Here is a 16,963-nt window from a genome sequence, read left to right as displayed (position 1 = left end):
CTCGCCGTGCGAGACTGACCGGATGCCCGACACCCGCAAGGCACCGCCCGCCGCCGTCGAGCCGTTCCTGCACCGCGCGGCACGCATCGAGAACTCGGTCCACCGCTTCCGCGAGAAACGGGCCCGACGTCGCGGCCTCCTGCCGACCGTCGTGCCGTACACCGGCTACGGGGCCCCCGGGTGGGCCCGGGTGCTGTCCCGGGTGCTGCTGACCCGCACGGGCACCCTGTCGGGCGTCGACCGCCTGAACGTGAGGGGCTGGCGCAGCTTCACGAGCGTCCCCGTCGAGAAGGCCCTCGTCGAGATCTCGCTCGGTGGGCACGTCCAGCACGTGCAGACCGACCGCGGCGGCGTGCTCGACGCGCGCATCCCGGTCGACCTCGAACCGGGCTGGCACGTGGCGACCCTGACCACCGAGGGTTCGACGCCGGTCGAGGCGCCGATCTTCGTGATCGACCCGGAGGCGCGGTTCGGCATCGTCTCGGACATCGACGACACCGTCATGGTCACCTCGTTGCCCCGGCCGATGCTGGCGGCCTGGAACACCTTCGTGCTGAACGAGCACGCCCGTCGGCCCGTGCCCGGCATGGCCGTCCTCTACGAGCGGCTGAACGCGGCGAACCCCGGGTGCCCCGTCGTCTACCTCTCGACGGGAGCGTGGAACGTCGCGCCGACGTTGTCGCGGTTCCTGTCGCGCAACCTGTACCCGAGCGGCCCCCTGCTGCTCACGGACTGGGGGCCGACGCACGACCGGATCTTCCGCAGCGGGCGGCTGCACAAGCAGGAGTCGCTGCGCCGCCTGGCCGAGGAGTTCCCCGAGCTCAAGTGGCTGCTCGTCGGCGACGACGGCCAGCACGACGAAGAGTTGTACGGCACCTTCTTGCACGACCACCCCCAGAACGTGGCCGCCGTGGCCATCCGCCAGTTGTCCCCCAGCGAGGCCGTGCTGGCCGGCGGCCGGTCGTCGCGATCCGAGCACGCCGGCGGCAGCGACGTGGCCTGGGTGTCGGCGCCCGACGGCGCGGGCCTGTGGGAACAGCTGCTCGACAACGGCGTCATCGACTGATCAGCTGACCGTGTCGACCTCCGCGCAATAGTGGGAATTTCACTTTTACGAGCCGATTCTCACTGTTATGCTGGGTTATCCCGTGATTGGAGGACCATGCGTGACGACGATCGGATGCCGGGCGACGCCGAAGGGCCCGTCGTGTCCACCGACGAACGCGAACGACAGGTGGGCGACCAGGTCCGTCGCCTGAGGCTCGACCGGGGCCTCGACCAGGTCGAGCTCGCCCGACGGGCGGACCTGTCGCCGAGCACCGTGCAGTCGCTCGAGGCCGGGCGGGGCAGCACCCTCCGCAGCCTGGTCCGCGTGCTGCGGGCGCTGGGTGCGGACGACGCCCTCGCCCGCCTGGCCCCGGCGAGCGCGGTCAGCCCCCTCGACGTCCTGAGGTCGTCGGCCGACGAGCCTCGACGCCGGGTGTACCGCCCGCGGGGCGCCCGGTCGCCCGAGGGCGGCTCGTGAGCTGGGTGCCGGTCCGCGCGGTCGAGGTGACGGCGTGGGGACTGCGGGTGGGGGCCGTGGCACCCGACCCCGCTCTCGGCGCCTACGTGTTCGAGTACTACCCGGACTGGGTGGCCAGGGGCATCGAGCTCGCCCCGTTGACGATGCCGATCCGCGTCCGTCGGCACGTGTTCCCGCAGCTTCCCGAGGCGACGTTCCACCGGCTGCCCGCCGTGCTGGCGGACGCGATGCCGGACGACTTCGGCAACGCCGTGATCGACGCCTGGCTGGCGCGGCAGGGCGTGTCGAGGCAGCTCGTGAGCCCGCTGGACCGGCTGGCCTACATGGCCGACCGGGCGATGGGCGCGTTGGAGTTCCGGCCGTCCCGGGGCCCGCGGCAGCGGACGGCCAGTGCGCTCGAGCTGAGCGAGCTGGTCGACGGGGCGCGGAGCGTGCTGGACGCCCGCTTCAGCGACGACCGCGAGACGGAGTCGGCGATCCGGTCGTTGATCCAGGTCGGGACCTCGGCGGGTGGGGCGCGGGCCAAGGCGGTGGTCGCGTGGAACAGGGCGACGGGCGAGATCCGGTCGGGTCAGGTGGCGGCGCCCGAGGGGTTCGAGCACTGGCTGATCAAGCTCGACGGGCTGGGCCCGGACTCCGAGTTGGGGTCGGGCGGCCTCGCCGGTCGGATCGAGTACGCGTACTCGTCGATGGCGGGGGCGGCGGGGATCGACATGGCCGAGTGCCGGTTGCTCGACGAGAACGGACGGTCGCACTTCATGACCCGACGGTTCGACCGTCGCGACGAGGGCAAGGCGCACGTCCTGACGCTCTGCGGGGCGGCCCACCTCGACTTCCGGCAGCGGCAGGCGCACGACTACGGTCAGCTGTTCGACGCCGTCCGTCGCCTGGGGCTGGGCGACGAGGCGATGGCCCAGGCGTTCCGGCGGATGGTCTTCAACGTGCTGGCCGCCAACAACGACGACCACACCAAGAACTCGTCGTTCCTGCTGGCCGGGCCCGGGGCGTCGTGGGCACTGTCCCCGGCCTACGACGTGACCTTCGCGCACAACCCGACGGGGCGGTGGACGTACCAGCACCTCATGGGGGTGGACGGGGTCTTCCGGGACGTCTCGCGGGCGGACGTGATGCGCCTGGCCGATCGGTTCCTGGTGCGGGACGCGTCCGGGATCGTCGACGAGGTGCGTGACGCGGTGGGACGTTGGCGTTCGTTCGCCGACGAGGCCGGCCTGCCCCGCGAGGCGGCCGACCACGTCGAGGAGGCGCTGCCCCGCTGGTGAGGCGGCTCCCGTCCCGGCACTCCCGGCCACGGGGCGTGGAGGCACCCCGAGGGGGTGGCCGATGTCGGTGGAGGTTCGTAGACTCTGTTCGAACACACATTCGAACGAGAGGTCGGCAGATGAGGGTGGACGAGAAGGTCCCGGTCGAGACGACGGCCGACGGGGCGCCCCTGCGCTTCGAGTGGCGGGGGGTCGTGTACGGCGTCGTCAGCTCGCCCGAGCTCTGGGTCACGCGCACCGACTGGTGGCGCTCGGCGACCCGGGCGCCACGAGGGGCGAGCGCTCACCTGCTCGAGATGACCGTCTGGCGGGTCGACGCCGTCCCGCTCACCGACGGCGCCCATCGGGTCGACGGCACGTTCGACCTGGCGCTCGACGGCCGGGGCGACTCGTGGTTGCTGCTCGGGGTCTTCGACGACCGGGTCGAGCAACAGCTGTTCGCCTGACGCCGGGGCTACGCCACGACGGGGCCGCGCCCACCGGGAATGGCCCTCGTGCCACACTCGTTGCAGCACCAGGCGCCCTGCGCCCCGGGGACGCCGTGGTCCCGCACCACTCCGTCACCCCGATCGAAGAGAGCCCCCGATGAACCCGTTGCTGTGGTTGTTCGACGCCCAGTTGCACATCGGCGACCAGACCATCCTCTGGCGCGAGGTGATCGGCAACGTCTTCGGCCTGCTCAGCGCCCTCGGCGGCATGCGACGCAAGGTCTGGGCCTGGCCGATCGGCATCGTGGGCAACGCCCTGCTGTTCACCGTCTTCCTCGGCGCGGTGTTCGACACCCCGAACCCGGTGAACCTGCTCGGCCAGGCCGCCCGGCAGGTCATGTTCATCGTGGTGTCGATCTACGGGTGGTACCGCTGGAAGCACGCCGGCGACACCGGCGGCGTGGCCGTCGAACCCCGCTGGGCAGGAGCGAAGAACCGTGTGCTGGTCGTCGTCGGCCTGGTCGGCGGCACCGCCGTGCTGACCCCCCTCTTCCGGCTGCTGGGGTCGTACGAGCCCGTCTGGGCCGACGCCTGGATCTTCACCGGGTCGCTGCTGGCGACCTACGGCATGGCCAAGGGCTGGGTCGAGTTCTGGCTGATCTGGGTCGCGGTCGACCTGGTGGGCACTCCCCTGCTGTTCAGCGCCGGCTACTACGCGTCGGCGTTCATGTACGTCTTCTACGGGGCCTTCACGCTCGCCGGCTTCGTCGTCTGGGCCCGCACCCGTCGGCAGAAGCCCAAGGTCGAGACGCTCTGGCCCGACCCGACGCTGCAACGCTGACCCCGGCCGGGGGCCCGCTGGTTTGATGAGCGCATGCCCCTGCCCATCGAGAACTACGCACTGATCGGCGACCTGCACACCGGATGCCTCGTCGGCACCGACGGCAGCATCGACTGGCTCTGCCTGCCCCGCTTCGACTCCGCCTCGACCTTCGGCGCCCTGCTCGGCGACCACGACTCGGGCCGCTGGCTCGTGGCCCCCGTCGACACGGGCGCCACCTCGACCCGGCACTACGTCGACGACACCTTCGTGCTCGTCACCCGGTGGACGACCCCCACGGGGGTCGTCGAGGTCACCGACCTGATGCCCTACGGCGACCGACGGGCCGACGTCGTCCGTCGCGTGACCGGCGTCTCGGGCACCGTCTCGATGCACGTCGACCTCGCCATCCGCTTCGGTTACGGCACGGCCGTGCCGTGGGTGCGGCAGGTCCCCGAGGGCGACGAGACGGTGCTCGTCGCCACCGCGGGGCCGGACGCCGTCGTCGTCCGCGGCCCCCGCCTGACGGCCACCGACCACACGCACGAGGCGACCTTCGACGTCGCACCGGGCGAGACCGTCGACCTCAGCCTCACCTGGTACCCGTCGCACCGCGAGCCGCCGGCTCCCGTCGACGTGTCGGCCCGCATCGACGAGACCGTCACCTGGTGGCAGGAATGGGCGTCGCGGTGCTCGGCGCCCGAGGTCTACGGCCGCGAGGTGCACCGGTCGCTGCTCATCCTCCGGGCCCTGACGAACGAGGACACCGGCGGGATCGTCGCCGCGGCGACCACGAGCCTGCCCGAGCAGTTCGGCGGCTCACGCAACTGGGACTACCGCTACGTGTGGCTCCGTGACGCGTCGATGACGCTCCAGGCACTCATCCTGCACGGCTACGCCGAAGAAGCCGACCGGTGGCGCGGCTGGCTCCTGCGCGCCATCGCCGGGGACCCAGCCGACGTGCAGATCATGTACGGCCTGGCCGGAGAACGCTACCTCCACGAGAGCGAGCTCGGGCAGCTGTCCGGCTACGACGGGGCGTCGCCCGTCAGGATCGGCAACGCCGCCTACAAGCAGTACCAGGGCGACATCTTCGGCGAGGTGATGGTCGCGCTGCACGAGGCCCGCCTGCTCGGGGTCGAGGAGAGCGAGTACTCCTGGCCGCTGCAACGCGCGCTCGTGCAGTACGTCGAGGACAACTGGACCCGCCCCGACAACGGCATCTGGGAGATCCGCGGCGAACTCCAGCACTTCACCCATTCGCGCGTGATGATCTGGGCCGCCCTCGACCGGGCCATCCAGGGCGTCGAGCAGTTCGGCCTGGACGGCCCCGTCGACCGCTGGCGAGGGTTGCGCGACGAGGTGCGCGCCGAGATCGAGACCCACGGCTGGAACGCCGACCGCGCCTCCTTCACCCAGCACTACGGGACGACCGAGGTCGACGCGTCACTGTTGCAGCTGGCGCAGGTCGGCTTCGTCGCCGCCGACGACCCGCGCATGCTCGGCACCGTCGCCGCGATCGAGCACGACCTGCTGCAGGACGGCCTGTTGATGCGGTACCGCACCGAGAGCGGGGTCGACGGGCTCGAGGGCGCCGAGAACCCCTTCTTGACCTGCTCGTTCTGGCTGGCCGAGCAGTACGCCGCCTCGGGACGGGTCGACGACGCCGTCACCCTGATGGACCGACTCGTGGGCTACTGCAACGACGTCGGCATGCTCTCGGAGGAGATCGAGGTCGCCACCGGCCGCCACGTCGGCAACACCCCGCAGGCGCTCTCGCACCTGGCGCTGGTGCGCGCTGCGGACGCCATCTCGAAGGCGAAGTCGAAGGCGGGGGCGGACGCGGACGGCTAGGCCCCGCACGGCGACGGCCGCCCTGCTCTGACGAGCGGGGCGGCCGTGACGCGGGACGACGCAGGAGGGATCAGGCGGGCCAGTCCTTCGGACCGGTCGACCCGGCGGCGTACGTGTCGAGCGGCACGCGGTCGGCCTTCCAGGCCTCGATCACCGGCGCGACGATCGCCCAGCAGCGCTCGGCGACGTCGCCACGGATGGACAGCGTCGGGTCGTCGTGGAAGATGCCGCTGAGAACCTCGCCGTAGGGGGTCAGCTCGGGCTTGCCGAGCGTCACCTGGAACGTCGACTTCTCGAGGTCGAAGGGGTTGCCCTTGCCGTTGGTCGTGACGCCGAGCTCCATCGTCTCGGGGCTGATCTCGATGCGCAGCGTGTCGGGAGTCGACGAACCGTTGAGACCCTCGGGCAGTGCCGGCACGGGCTTGAAGGTGATGAGGACCTCTTTGCGGATCTTGGTCATGCCCTTGCCCGAGCGGAGGATGAACGGCACGCCGGCCCAGCGACGCGTCTTGACCTCGAACTCGACCTCGGCCAGGGTCTCGGTCTGGCGCTCGACGTCGACGCCGTCCTCGTCGGCGTACGCGGGGACGTCCTTGCCGTCGATGGTGCCGGCGGCGTACTGCGCCCGGCGGCTCGAGGCGATCGGGTCGGCGCCCTTGACCCAGGTGGCCCGCAGCACGCGAGCGATCTCGCTGCGCAACTCGACCGAGTCGATGCTCGACGGGGCGTCCATGGCGATGACGGCGAGCACCTGCAGCAGGTGGCTCTGGATCATGTCGATCAGGGCGCCGGCCTTGTCGTAGTACTGGGCGCGACCCTCGAGGCCGAGGACCTCGTCGTAGAAGATCTCGACCTTCTCGATGTTGTCGCCGTTCCAGACCGGCTCGAAGAGGCGGTTCGCGAAGCGCAGGCCGATCATGTTCAGCACGGTCGCGCGACCCAGGAAGTGGTCGGTGCGGTGGATGCGCTCTTCGGGGACGATCTTGAGCAGTTCGGCGTTCAGCTCGCGAGCGCTCTCCTCGTCGGAGCCGAACGGCTTCTCGAGGGCGAGGCGGAGGCCGTCGGGCAGGTCGATCTCGGCGAGCGCCTGGATCACCTTGGTGCTGATCGCGGGGGGCAGGGCGAAGTACATCACCGGGGTGCCCTCGCTGGCCTCGAAGAGGGCCTGCAGGTGTTCGACCGTGGTCGGGTCGCCCTGGATGTACCGGCTCGACGCGAGGGTCTTCTTGGCGAGGTCGCTGCCGGCGTCGCCGTTGAAGGCGGTCTTCACGACGTCGTCCCATTCTTCGGGGCTGCGCTCGCTGCGGCCGGTGCCGATCAGCTGGACGTCGACGCCGCGGTCGCTCTTCAGCAGGCTCGCGAGGCCGGGGAGCAGCAGACGCTCGGTGAGGTCTCCGCTGGCTCCGAGGATGATGAGGGTGGTGGTGTCTGTCACAGTGCAGCTTTCGTGGGGAGGGCGGCGATCGTGTCGTCGCTGGTCGATCAGGCGGCGGGGGTTCTCGGGGCCACGGGTGTCAACGCACAGGGGGGACGGGCATTCCCGTCGACCGCCCCGGCCGGGTGGGGGCACGGGTCGCGTCTCGGCGTCGGTGCCCGGTCAACCGTACTGCTCCCGGAGGTCGTGCGCCGTATCGGGGTCAGCGGGCGTCGTCGTCGGCGCGACCGGCGGGGGCGTCGTCGTCCTGCCCGGTGTCGTGCGGCGCGGTGTCGCGGGGGGCGCTCGCGTCGTCGACCGGCCCCGTGCTGTCGGTGCCGCCCACGCGGCCGCCGGTGCCGTCGTCGTCCGCCGCGCGCGCCTCCTCGGCGGCGTCGTCCTCGGGGCGGGGCGCGGTCGTGTCGTCGGGGTCGAGGGCGGCGACGACGCGTCCGAGCGAGACCGCGATCGAGACCCCGCCGCTCGTGGCGGTGGTCGGGCGGTCGCGATGGCGGTCGACCGCGTCCCAGAGGTCGGCGACGCGGCGGCGGGCGTCGGTGAACGCGTCGGCGTCGTCCGTGCCGTGGCGTCGGATGACGGTGGCGACGCCGTGAACGGCGTGGGCGACGTCGGGCGCGAGGTCGTCGGGCATGCCGATCTGGCGGCCGATGCGACGGCCGAGGATGCCCGAGACCTCGGCCACGTCCTGCAGGTGGAACGACACGCGCTCGTAGACGGCGAGGTCGGCGTACTCCTGGCCCAGGTCACGGCGCCGCAGCAGCCGGCGGGGGTTGAGGTGGCGGGACTCGTCGGCGTACCGGACGGCCTCGCGCACCCGACGCAGGGTGCTCGGCAGGACGCCGACGCGGCGTTCCCACTCGTCGTCCTCGAGCGGCCAGGTCGTCTCGAACACCCCGGCGATCTCGTCGGCCCGGTCGGCGAGCGAGTCCCGGACGCGGGCGAGGCGCTCCTCGGCGCGTGAGGCGTAGAGCGGCGGCACGAGCACCAGGTTGACCACGACGCCGACGACGACGCCGACGCCGACCTGCACGACGTAACCCAGCGAGTAGGCCTCGGCGTTCGAGCCGCCGAGCAGCAGGACGAACAGCCCGGCCGTCAGCACCCAGTCGCGACCGGCGCCGAGCCAGCGGATGCCGGCCACGAGGACGCCCACCCCGACGACGAGCGCGACGGCGAGGACGCCGGGCCGCCCCTCCTGCAGGGCGAAGACCGTGGTGGCGAGGACGATGCCGACGACGAGGCCGAGCAGCACCTGGAACCCCTGCCGCACCGAGCTCTTGATCGTCGGGTACATGGCGATGACGGCGCCGAGCGGGGCGTAGTAGGGGTACTCGGCCGCCACGCCCGGCACGTGCGGGGCGATCCAGTAGGCGAGTGCCGCGGCGAGCGCGGTCTTCACCGCGAGCAGGAGGCGCGGCTGGGCCAGCAGGACGCGGGTCCAGTGGGTGGCGGTGCGGGCGTCGCGACGCAGGGCGCCCCCTCGGCGGGGCGGGGCGGGGCGTCGATCAGGCATGCCCCGATGATGACAGGCGGCGGGACGGGACGGACGGGTGACGGGCACGACGGGTCGGCTCGGGCGACGTACACTGGTCGAACACCTGTTCGAACGACCCGGCCGGGGGTTCAGCAGCCCGAGGTACCGACCATGAGCTTCACCCACCTGCGCGTCGCGTCGGCGTTCAGCGCGCACCACGGCACGGCACACCCGAAGGCGCTCGTCGACGCCGCCGTCGCGGCGGGGGCCGACGCCGCGGCGATCACCGACCGGGACGGGCTGTACGGGGCGATCCGTCACATCGGAGCGTGCCGGACGGCGGGCGTCGACCCGATCGTCGGGGTGGAGCTGGGCTGTCGTGACGACCGCGAAGGGGGCGCGTCGGTCGATGGGGCCGACGGGCGCGACGGCTCGGGCGGGTCGGGCGCCGTCGACCGCATCGTGGTGCTGGCGCACGGGGCACGGGGTGGTGGCCCCGCGAAGGCCGGGTGGGCGGCGCTGTGCCGCCTGATCAGCGCGTCGCACGGGCGGGCCACCCGCAAGGCCAGCGGCAGTGCCAACAGCGTCGCGACGATCGCCCGGTCGCGGGTGCGGGGGTTCGTGCAGGGCGAGACCGAGCCCGCGGCGACCGTCCTGCTGGGGCCCGACTCCGACGTCGGGCGACTGGTTCAGGCCGGGCGGCACAGCGAGGCGGCGGCGTCCCTGTCGGACTGGGCGGCCGCGCTGCCGGGCGGGGTCGTGGTCGAGGTCGTCTGCCACCTGACCGAGCCGGGCGAGAGCCGCAGCATCCGGCACGCGGCGCGCATGCTCGAGCTCGCCGACCACGTCGGGGTGCCGGCCGTGCTGACGAACGCGGTGCGCTACCTCGACCCCGACGAGGCGGTCACGGCCGACGTGCTCGACTCGGCCGGTCACCTGGCCGCGCTCGGCTCGTTCCGGCCCCAGCCCAACGCCCAGGCGTACCTCAAGGGCCCCGGCGACATGCGCCGGCTGGCCCGTCTGGTGAGCGACGCCTCGTCGTTGCCGCGCAGCGCCGGCGACGAGATGCTCGCCGCGACCGAGCGACTGGCCGACCGGTGCCGGCTCGACCCCGCCGCCGACCTCGGCTGGGGCCGTCCCAAGGTGCCAGAACTCAGCGCGATCGGCATCGACGGCGACCCCGACCAGGCCCTGTTCCGACGGGCCGAGGCGGGCGTCACCGAGCGCTTCGGCGATGCCGACCGAGCCCTGCGCGACAAGGTCGAGGACAGGATGCGCTACGAGCTCGGCATCATCACCGGTTTCGGCTTCGCGGGGTACTTCCTCACCGTGGCCGACGTCTCGGCACTGATGCGCGACCTGCGGGTGCGCAACGCGGCGCGGGGGTCGGGTGCCGGCAGCCTGGTCACCTACCTGTTGCGCATCTCGAACGTCGACCCGATCGAGCACGACCTGCTGTTCGAGCGGTTCCTCGGCAACAAGCGCGAGACCCTGCCCGACATCGACATCGACGTCGAGTCGGCCAGGCGACACGAGGTCTACCGGGCCGTCTTCGACCGGTACGGCAGCAACCGGGTCACGCTCATGTCGATGCAGTCCACCTACCGGGGTCGCGGTGCCGTGCGCGACGCCGGCCTCGCCCTGGGGCTCGACGACGAGCAGATCGACCTCGTGGCCAAGAACGTCTGGCGGTCGAACGCCCGCGACCTGCGCACCGCGATGGCCGAGAAGCCCGAGCTGCGCGAGATCGCCGAGCTGGCCCGCAGCAACGACCAGATCGACCTGCTGGTCGACCTCAGCGAACGGCTCGACCGCCTGCCCCGGCACATCTCGATGCACCCGTGCGGGGTGATCCTCGGCGACTCCGACCTGCTCAGCACCACCCCCGTGCAGCCGAGCGGCATCGGCCTGCCGATGAGCCAGTTCGACAAGCACGACATGAACGACGCCGGCCTGCTGAAGCTCGACGTTCTCGGGGTCCGCATGCAGAGCTCGCTGGCCTACGCCCTCGACGAGATCGAACGGGTCAACGGTCCGCGTGCCGCCCTCGCCGGCGCCCTGCCGGTCGACGTGCCGTACGTGAACCGTCAGGGGCGCATCGAGCTCGACGAGATCCCCCACGACGACGAGCCCACCTTCGAGGCGATCCGCACCACCCACACCCTCGGCATGTTCCAGATCGAGAGCCCGGGGCAGCGCGAACTGATCGGCAAGATGCAGCCCGACCGCTACGAAGACCTCATCGCGGACATCTCGCTGTTCCGCCCCGGCCCGATGAAGGGCAACATGATCGCGCCCTTCCTCGACACCAAGCACGGGTTCCGGCAGCCCGACTACCTGCACCCGAGCTTCGCCTCGTTCCTCGACGACAGCTACGGGGTGGTCATCTACCACGAGCACGTGTTGCGCATCCTCGAGGCCACCATGCAGGTGTCGCTCGCCGAGGCCGACGAGATCCGACGCCACATGGGAAAGGGCGACGACGACGCCCTCGAGGCGACCTTCCGCGAGCGCACCCGCGGCAACCTCGACCCCGTGACGGGGCGCCGTCGCTTCGACGACGCAGCGGTCGACCGCATCTGGGCCGCGCTCAAGGGGTTCGGGTCGTTCGGCTTCTGCAAGGCCCACGGGGCCGCGTTCGCGCTGCCCACGTACCAGAGCGCCTGGCTGAAGACCCACTACCCGGCCGAGTTCCTGGCCGGCGTCCTCACCCACGACCCCGGCATGTACCCGAAGCGACTGCTGCTGACCGAGGCCCGGCGCATGGGGGTGCCCGTGCTGCCGCTCGACGTCAACGCCTCGACCGACGTCTACCGGGTCGAGCGCCTCCGTCCGCCGGCGACCCCGATCGCCCCGACCCGGGTGGGCGACCTCGGGCTGAGGCTGTCGCTGGCCGACGTGCACGGCATCAGCGACGCCGAACTGGCCCGGGTGGTCGTGAACCGCCCGTACGACTCGATCACCGACTTCTGGCAGCGGGCGACGCCGTCTCGGTCGCTGTTCGAACGCCTGGCGCAGGTCGGGGCGCTCGACTCGGTCGCGGGGCCCGGCCGCACCCGCGGCGACGTCCTCGCCCGGGTGCGGGCCCTCACCGGCCGGTCGTCGCGACCGCGGGCCGCCGACGTCGAGAACCAGCTCGACTTCTCGATCGACGACTCCGACACCGTGCCGACCGGGACGCCCGACGTCGGCGCCCGGCAACGGGTCAGCGACGAACTCGACATCCTGTCGATGGAGGTCAGCGAGCACGTCATCGAGAGCTACCGGCCGATGCTCGACGACCTCGGTGTCGTGCGGGCCGCCGACCTGCGCGACCACTGGAACGGCACCACCGTCCTCGTCGCGGGCATCCGCATCGCGACCCAGACCCCACCGATGCGCAGCGGCAAGCGCGTCGTCTTCATCAGCCTCGACGACGGCAGCGGCTGCTCGGACTCGACGTTCTTCGAGGAGGCCCAGGCCCGAGCCGGCTCCCTGCTGTTCGGCACCCAGCTCATGCTGATCCAGGGTCGCACCCGTCGCACCGGCGAGCGCGGCATCTCGCTCGAGGCCGAGAACGCGTGGGACCTCAAGGCGATGTGGCGCGACTGGAACGCGACCCGCGCCTCCTCGTCCCGCCCCACCTCGTCCCTGGCCGTCGAGAACTCCTGACCCCTGCTGCGGACGCCTGCTCGGGGGGCCGCCGTCACGGGCCGACCGACGCACCGACCAGGAATCACCGACGCCCCGTGCGTAGGGTGGCGCCATGAGCGATCAGCAGGTCAAGGGCAGCTACGTCGAGCCGGGCCAGGAGTACACCCGCGACACCAACTACATCGAGGACCGCATCACGCGCGATGCCGTCGACGGGTGGCCGGTCGAGGCCGGCCGGTACCGGCTCGTCGCCGCCCGGGCCTGCCCGTGGGCCAACCGCAGCGTGATCTCGCGCCGCCTGCTCGGGCTCGAGGACGCGATCTCGCTCGGCCTGCCCGGCCCCACGCACGACGCCCGCAGCTGGACCTTCGACCTCGACCCCGACGGCCGCGACCCCGTGCTCGGCATCGAGCGCCTCCAAGAGGCCTTCTTCGCCCGGACGCCCGACTACCCGCGGGGCATCACCGTGCCGGCCGTCGTCGACGTCCCGAGCGGCAAGGTCGTCACGAACGACTTCCCGCAGATCACGCTCGACTTCGCCACCGAGTGGACCGCCTTCCACCGGGAGGGCGCGCCCGACCTCTATCCCGAGGCCCTCCGCGGCGAGATCGACGAGGTGAACGCCGTGGTGTTCCGCGACGTCAACAACGGCGTCTACCGGGCCGGTTTCGCCGGCTCGCAGAAGAGCTACGAGCGCGCCTACCGCACCCTCTTCGACCGGCTCGACCGGTTGTCCGAGCGCCTGGCCGGGCAGCGCTACCTCGTCGGCGACACGATCACCGAGGCCGACATCCGGCTGTTCACCACGCTCGCCCGGTTCGACGCGGTCTACCACGGCCACTTCAAGTGCAACCGGAACAAGCTCACCGAGATGCCGGTGCTCTGGGCCTACGCCCGCGACCTGTTCCAGACCCCGGGGTTCGGCGACACGATCGACTTCGACCAGATCAAGGCGCACTACTACGTGGTGCACTCCGACATCAACCCGACCGGCATCGTCCCGGTCGGGCCCGACGCGTCGGGGTGGCTCACCGAGCACGGCCGCGAGCAGCTCGGCGGCAGGCCGTTCGGCGACGGGACTCCCCCGGCCCCGCCCCGCGCGGGCGAAGAGGTGCCGCCGCTCGTGTCGGCCTGAGCCCGGCAGCGTGAGCGCGTGATCGACCCCTCCGACCGGCTGCGCACGACGCGCGACGAGGCGCTCGCGCTGGCCGACCGGCTGCTCGCCGACATGGAGGCGGTGGCCGCGGCCCGAGAGGGAGCGAACGTCGACGACGAACACGACCCCGAGGGGTCGACCATCGCGTACGAGCGGTCGCAGCTCGACGCCGTCCGGCGGTCCGCCCTCGAGCGTGCCGCCGACGCGGAGTCCGCCCTGGCCCGCGTCGCCGACGGCACCTTCGGCCGCTGCGAGCGCTGCTCGGCCCGCATCGGCGAGGCCCGGCTCGAGGCGCGACCCACCGCCCGACTCTGCATCGACTGCGCGAGCTGACCCGCGCCTCCCGACCCCCGTTTTTCCGCCCCCGATCGACCATCGGCGCGGCGGCATCCGCCTGCCCTAGGCTCGAACGGTGCCGTGGACGCAGATCACCCGGCGGTCGGTCGCGGCCGCGCTCGTCGGCACGCTCGTGGGAGCGACCCTCGTCGGCTGCGGCCCCGTGAACGCCGGCAGCGGGTACGGCAGCCGGTTCGAGCAGCACATGGAGGCGCTCCCGGGCGTCGTCGACGCGACGGGCGGTGGGCCGAACACGCTGCCGTTCTCGGGCTCGATGTCGGGCCGCGTCGAGATCGCGGCGGACGTCGACGCGACCACCCTCCGGAGCATCACCGACGAGATGGGCGCCTGGTGGGTGGACAACGCGTCCGCCTCGCTCGACGTCACCTCGATGGACGCGGTGGTCGGGCCGGTGTCCTTTCCCGTCCTCCCCTCGCGTGTCGACAACGGGACCACGCTCGACCTCGTGGCGCTGGTGCGGCCCCTGACGGAGTTCACGACGATCGAGGTGGTCGACCGCGGGGACGGCGACCCGCCCGGTCTCGCAGGCGAGCAGGCGGCGGGCGACCCCTTCGACGCCGTCGGGGTCCTGGCGGCCGCACGCGCGGACGACCCCCGCTTCGACCGGGGCCCGGTCAGCGCCACCGCGGGCGACGTGACGGTGCGGACCGATGCGGGCATCGTCGACGCCGAGACCCGGGCTGCCTACGACTCGGCGGTCTCCGTCGCCACGGTCACGGCCGCCGACGTCGGGCCGGACCGGCTGGACCTCACCCTGGCCGACCGCGACGACGGCCGCGTCGTCGCCGGTCTCCTCTCGGACGAGGCGGCGACGCGCGACGTCACGGTGACGGCCGGTGGCGTCCTCCGCACGGTGGACGGGCCCCTGGACCGCGTCGAGGCCCTGCTCGCCGCCGCGACGTCCTCGGTCGGCGTCGTCACGGCGGAGCTCTCGGCGTCCACCCTCGAGGTCCACACGGCCGACGGCACCGACGCCCTGGCCGCCGCCGCGGCCATGTCCGCGGCGGACGCCGGCGCCGGCATCGACGTGCGGTCGCTGCCGGAGTCCGGAGCGGCATCCGACGGGACGTACGCGGCCGTCGGCGCCGACTCCGCCGACCTCGGCGACGGCGTCGGACTCGTCACCGCCCTCGTCGGCGTCGCCGGGGTCGAGGCCGCGTCACTCGTCGACGGCGAGCTCTCGGTGAGCGTGCCCGCGGCCTCGGTCGACTCGCTCCGTGCCGTCTTCGCCGCCGCCGCGCCCCACCTCGAGCCCGGGATGCCGGTGACGGTGCACAGCGGCCGGGCGGACGCCGACTTCGTCGCCGAGCCGGGCGAGCTCGAGCTCCCCGCCCGGACGACGGACACCGACGACGACACCGCCCTCCGCACGCTCGTCGCGGACGCCTGGAACGCCACGGCGCCGCTCGGTCGCTGACGGCGGGCTCCCGGCGTCCCCGGCCCTTCCCCGCCGGGGTCACGGCAGACCCCCACCCGACGCCCTTCCCCACGGACCCGGCCCGCCGTACGCTGACAGCACCACGGCGACGACGCCGCACCACGGCCGCCTCGCCCCGACAGACGACGACGGGTGCCCGATGTCCCCCACCGCGAGCGGTCCGCCCCGCGACGCCGGGTCGGTGCGCCGGGTGGTTCGTGACTCGTGGGACCGCGCCTCGCGGCACCGGCTCGACCCCGACGGCCTGCCCCGACTCGAGCTGCCGGAGGACGACCTCGACGACCGGCGCCGCGACCACCCGTTGGCGCTCGCCCTGCCCGTGGTGCGTCGCCTGCTCGTCGACGACGTCGCGGGTTCCGGGCTGCTCGTCGCGATCGGCGACGAACACGGCCGCCTGCTCTGGGTCGAGGGCGACCACGCGGCCCGCCGCCGGGCCGAGGACATGCTGTTCGTCGCCGGGGCCGGATGGTCGGAGGCGCGGGTCGGCACCTCGGCGCCGGGCACCGCACTCGTGCTCGACCGGGGTGTGCAGATCCGGGGCGACGAGCACTGGAACCACCGCGTCCAGGCCTGGAGCTGCACGGCCGTGCCCGTCCACGACCCCGTCGACGGCCACCTCATCGGCGTCGTCGACATCACGGGCGACGACCGGGCGGCCGGCTCGATGACCCTGCCCCTCGTCACCGCGACCGTCGCCGCCGTGGAGGCGCACCTCGCGCTCCTGCGCTTCGCCGCGGTCGGTCGCGCCCCGGCGCGTCCCTCGCACCACCCCGTGCGCCCGGTCTCGGTCGGCACCTCCGCATCCGCGGGCCCCTCCCCCGTCACGAGCCCGACGACCCTGACGACGCTCGGCCGGGACGAGGCGATCCTGTCGGTCGGCGACGGCCGCATCACCCTCGGCGCCCGGCACTCCGAGATCATGACCCTGCTGGCCCACCGACCCACCGGCCACACGGCGCACGAACTGGCGGACGCGGTCTACGGCGACGTCGACGCGGTGTCCACCCTGCGCCCCGAGATGGTGCGCCTGCGGCACGTCGTCGAGGCCCTCGACCCGACGCTCGTCCCCCTGTCGCGCCCGTACCGGCTGCCGCGACCGGTGACCCTCGACCTCGACGCGCTCGTGGGGCTCGTCGACCGTGGCAGCCACCGGGCGGCGGTGCGGGCCGACACCGGCCCGGCCCTGCCCTCGTCCATCGCGCCCGGCATCGTCGCACTCCGGGCCGAGGTGGACGCGACGGTGCGGGACGCGGTCCTCGCAGGCGGGTCGACCGCGACCCTGCAGGCGTTCGCCGAGTCGGCCGCGGGACGCGACGACCCTGCCGTCCTGTTCGAGCTCCTCCGGCGCCTGCCGCCGGGGTCGCCCCGGCGCACGCGCCTCGTCGCACACCTCGAGGCGCTCGAGGACCGCGGCTGACGCGCCCACGCCCCCGCGCCTCCGGACGCCCGGCCCGGCTCCAGCACGCCCGCCCCGGCCGGGAGGTGCAACCCGATGCAACGTCCCCCGACGTAGCCTGCCGCCATCGGCGGGCGACCCCCGTCGACGACCCGACAACGACGTCG

12 protein-coding genes and 1 pseudogene are annotated in these 16,963 nt (G+C 72.8%); 11 read left to right on the top strand and 2 right to left on the bottom strand.

Annotated features, from left to right (window positions below):
* Window positions 1-22: 22 nt before the first annotated feature.
* The 6 genes and pseudogenes from AC3CCI_RS14035 to AC3CCI_RS14010 form a co-directional block, all read left to right on the top strand.
* A complete protein-coding gene (locus tag AC3CCI_RS14035) occupies window positions 23-1,066 on the top strand; it encodes an App1 family protein phosphatidate phosphatase (RefSeq protein WP_488627560.1) in 1,044 nt (347 codons plus the stop codon).
* A 96-nt stretch (window positions 1,067-1,162) separates the two neighbouring features.
* Window positions 1,163-1,525 carry a helix-turn-helix domain-containing protein gene (locus AC3CCI_RS14030; protein WP_488627559.1) on the top strand — a complete coding sequence of 121 codons (363 nt, stop codon included), beginning with the start codon at window positions 1,163-1,165 and terminating at the stop codon, window positions 1,523-1,525.
* Window positions 1,522-2,805, top strand: coding sequence for a type II toxin-antitoxin system HipA family toxin (locus AC3CCI_RS14025; RefSeq protein ID WP_354595174.1), 1,284 nt, complete (start codon window positions 1,522-1,524; stop codon window positions 2,803-2,805). The genes AC3CCI_RS14030 and AC3CCI_RS14025 overlap by 4 nt, the downstream gene beginning before the upstream one ends.
* 119 nt (window positions 2,806-2,924) lie before the next feature.
* Window positions 2,925-3,251 (top strand): DUF6504 family protein, encoded by a 327-nt coding sequence (locus AC3CCI_RS14020; protein ID WP_055972315.1) that lies wholly within the window; start codon window positions 2,925-2,927, stop codon window positions 3,249-3,251.
* A gap of 139 nt (window positions 3,252-3,390) precedes the next feature.
* Window positions 3,391-4,074 carry a nicotinamide riboside transporter PnuC gene (gene pnuC, locus AC3CCI_RS14015; RefSeq protein ID WP_488627558.1) on the top strand — a complete coding sequence of 228 codons (684 nt, stop codon included), beginning with the start codon at window positions 3,391-3,393 and terminating at the stop codon, window positions 4,072-4,074.
* Window positions 4,075-4,101: 27 nt separating this feature from the next.
* Window positions 4,102-5,907 (top strand): annotated as a pseudogene (locus AC3CCI_RS14010) (glycoside hydrolase family 15 protein); the annotation flags it as partial.
* A 70-nt stretch (window positions 5,908-5,977) separates the two neighbouring features.
* Here AC3CCI_RS14010 and AC3CCI_RS14005 read toward each other — a convergent pair.
* Window positions 5,978-7,342: a glucose-6-phosphate dehydrogenase gene (locus AC3CCI_RS14005; protein ID WP_488627557.1), complete on the bottom strand. Its 1,365-nt coding sequence runs from the start codon at window positions 7,340-7,342 to the stop codon at window positions 5,978-5,980.
* Between the two features lie 202 nt (window positions 7,343-7,544).
* Complete coding sequence (locus tag AC3CCI_RS14000; RefSeq protein WP_488627556.1) at window positions 7,545-8,855, bottom strand: FUSC family protein; 1,311 nt, start codon at window positions 8,853-8,855, stop codon at window positions 7,545-7,547.
* Between the two features lie 132 nt (window positions 8,856-8,987).
* Between AC3CCI_RS14000 and AC3CCI_RS13995 the strand changes: the two genes are divergently transcribed.
* From AC3CCI_RS13995 to AC3CCI_RS13975, 5 genes are all read left to right on the top strand, one after another.
* The gene (locus tag AC3CCI_RS13995; protein ID WP_488627555.1) at window positions 8,988-12,467 is read left to right on the top strand and encodes a DNA polymerase III subunit alpha; all 3,480 of its coding nucleotides are present in this window, start codon (window positions 8,988-8,990) and stop codon (window positions 12,465-12,467) included.
* A gap of 94 nt (window positions 12,468-12,561) precedes the next feature.
* Window positions 12,562-13,584 carry a glutathione S-transferase family protein gene (locus AC3CCI_RS13990; protein WP_354595179.1) on the top strand — a complete coding sequence of 341 codons (1,023 nt, stop codon included), beginning with the start codon at window positions 12,562-12,564 and terminating at the stop codon, window positions 13,582-13,584.
* 18 nt (window positions 13,585-13,602) lie between these two features.
* Window positions 13,603-13,938: a TraR/DksA family transcriptional regulator gene (locus AC3CCI_RS13985; protein ID WP_488627554.1), complete on the top strand. Its 336-nt coding sequence runs from the start codon at window positions 13,603-13,605 to the stop codon at window positions 13,936-13,938.
* Window positions 13,939-14,017: 79 nt separating this feature from the next.
* Window positions 14,018-15,379, top strand: a complete 1,362-nt coding sequence (locus tag AC3CCI_RS13980; RefSeq protein ID WP_488627553.1) for a hypothetical protein — start codon at window positions 14,018-14,020, stop codon at window positions 15,377-15,379.
* 160 nt (window positions 15,380-15,539) lie between these two features.
* The gene (locus AC3CCI_RS13975; RefSeq protein WP_488627552.1) at window positions 15,540-16,817 is read left to right on the top strand and encodes a GAF domain-containing protein; all 1,278 of its coding nucleotides are present in this window, start codon (window positions 15,540-15,542) and stop codon (window positions 16,815-16,817) included.
* Window positions 16,818-16,963: the final 146 nt, after the last annotated feature.

The sequence above is a fragment of the Frigoribacterium sp. CF331 genome (assembly GCF_057787905.1).
Note: the sequence above shows the minus strand (reverse complement) of the source record. Positions and strands in the feature narration are given on the sequence as shown.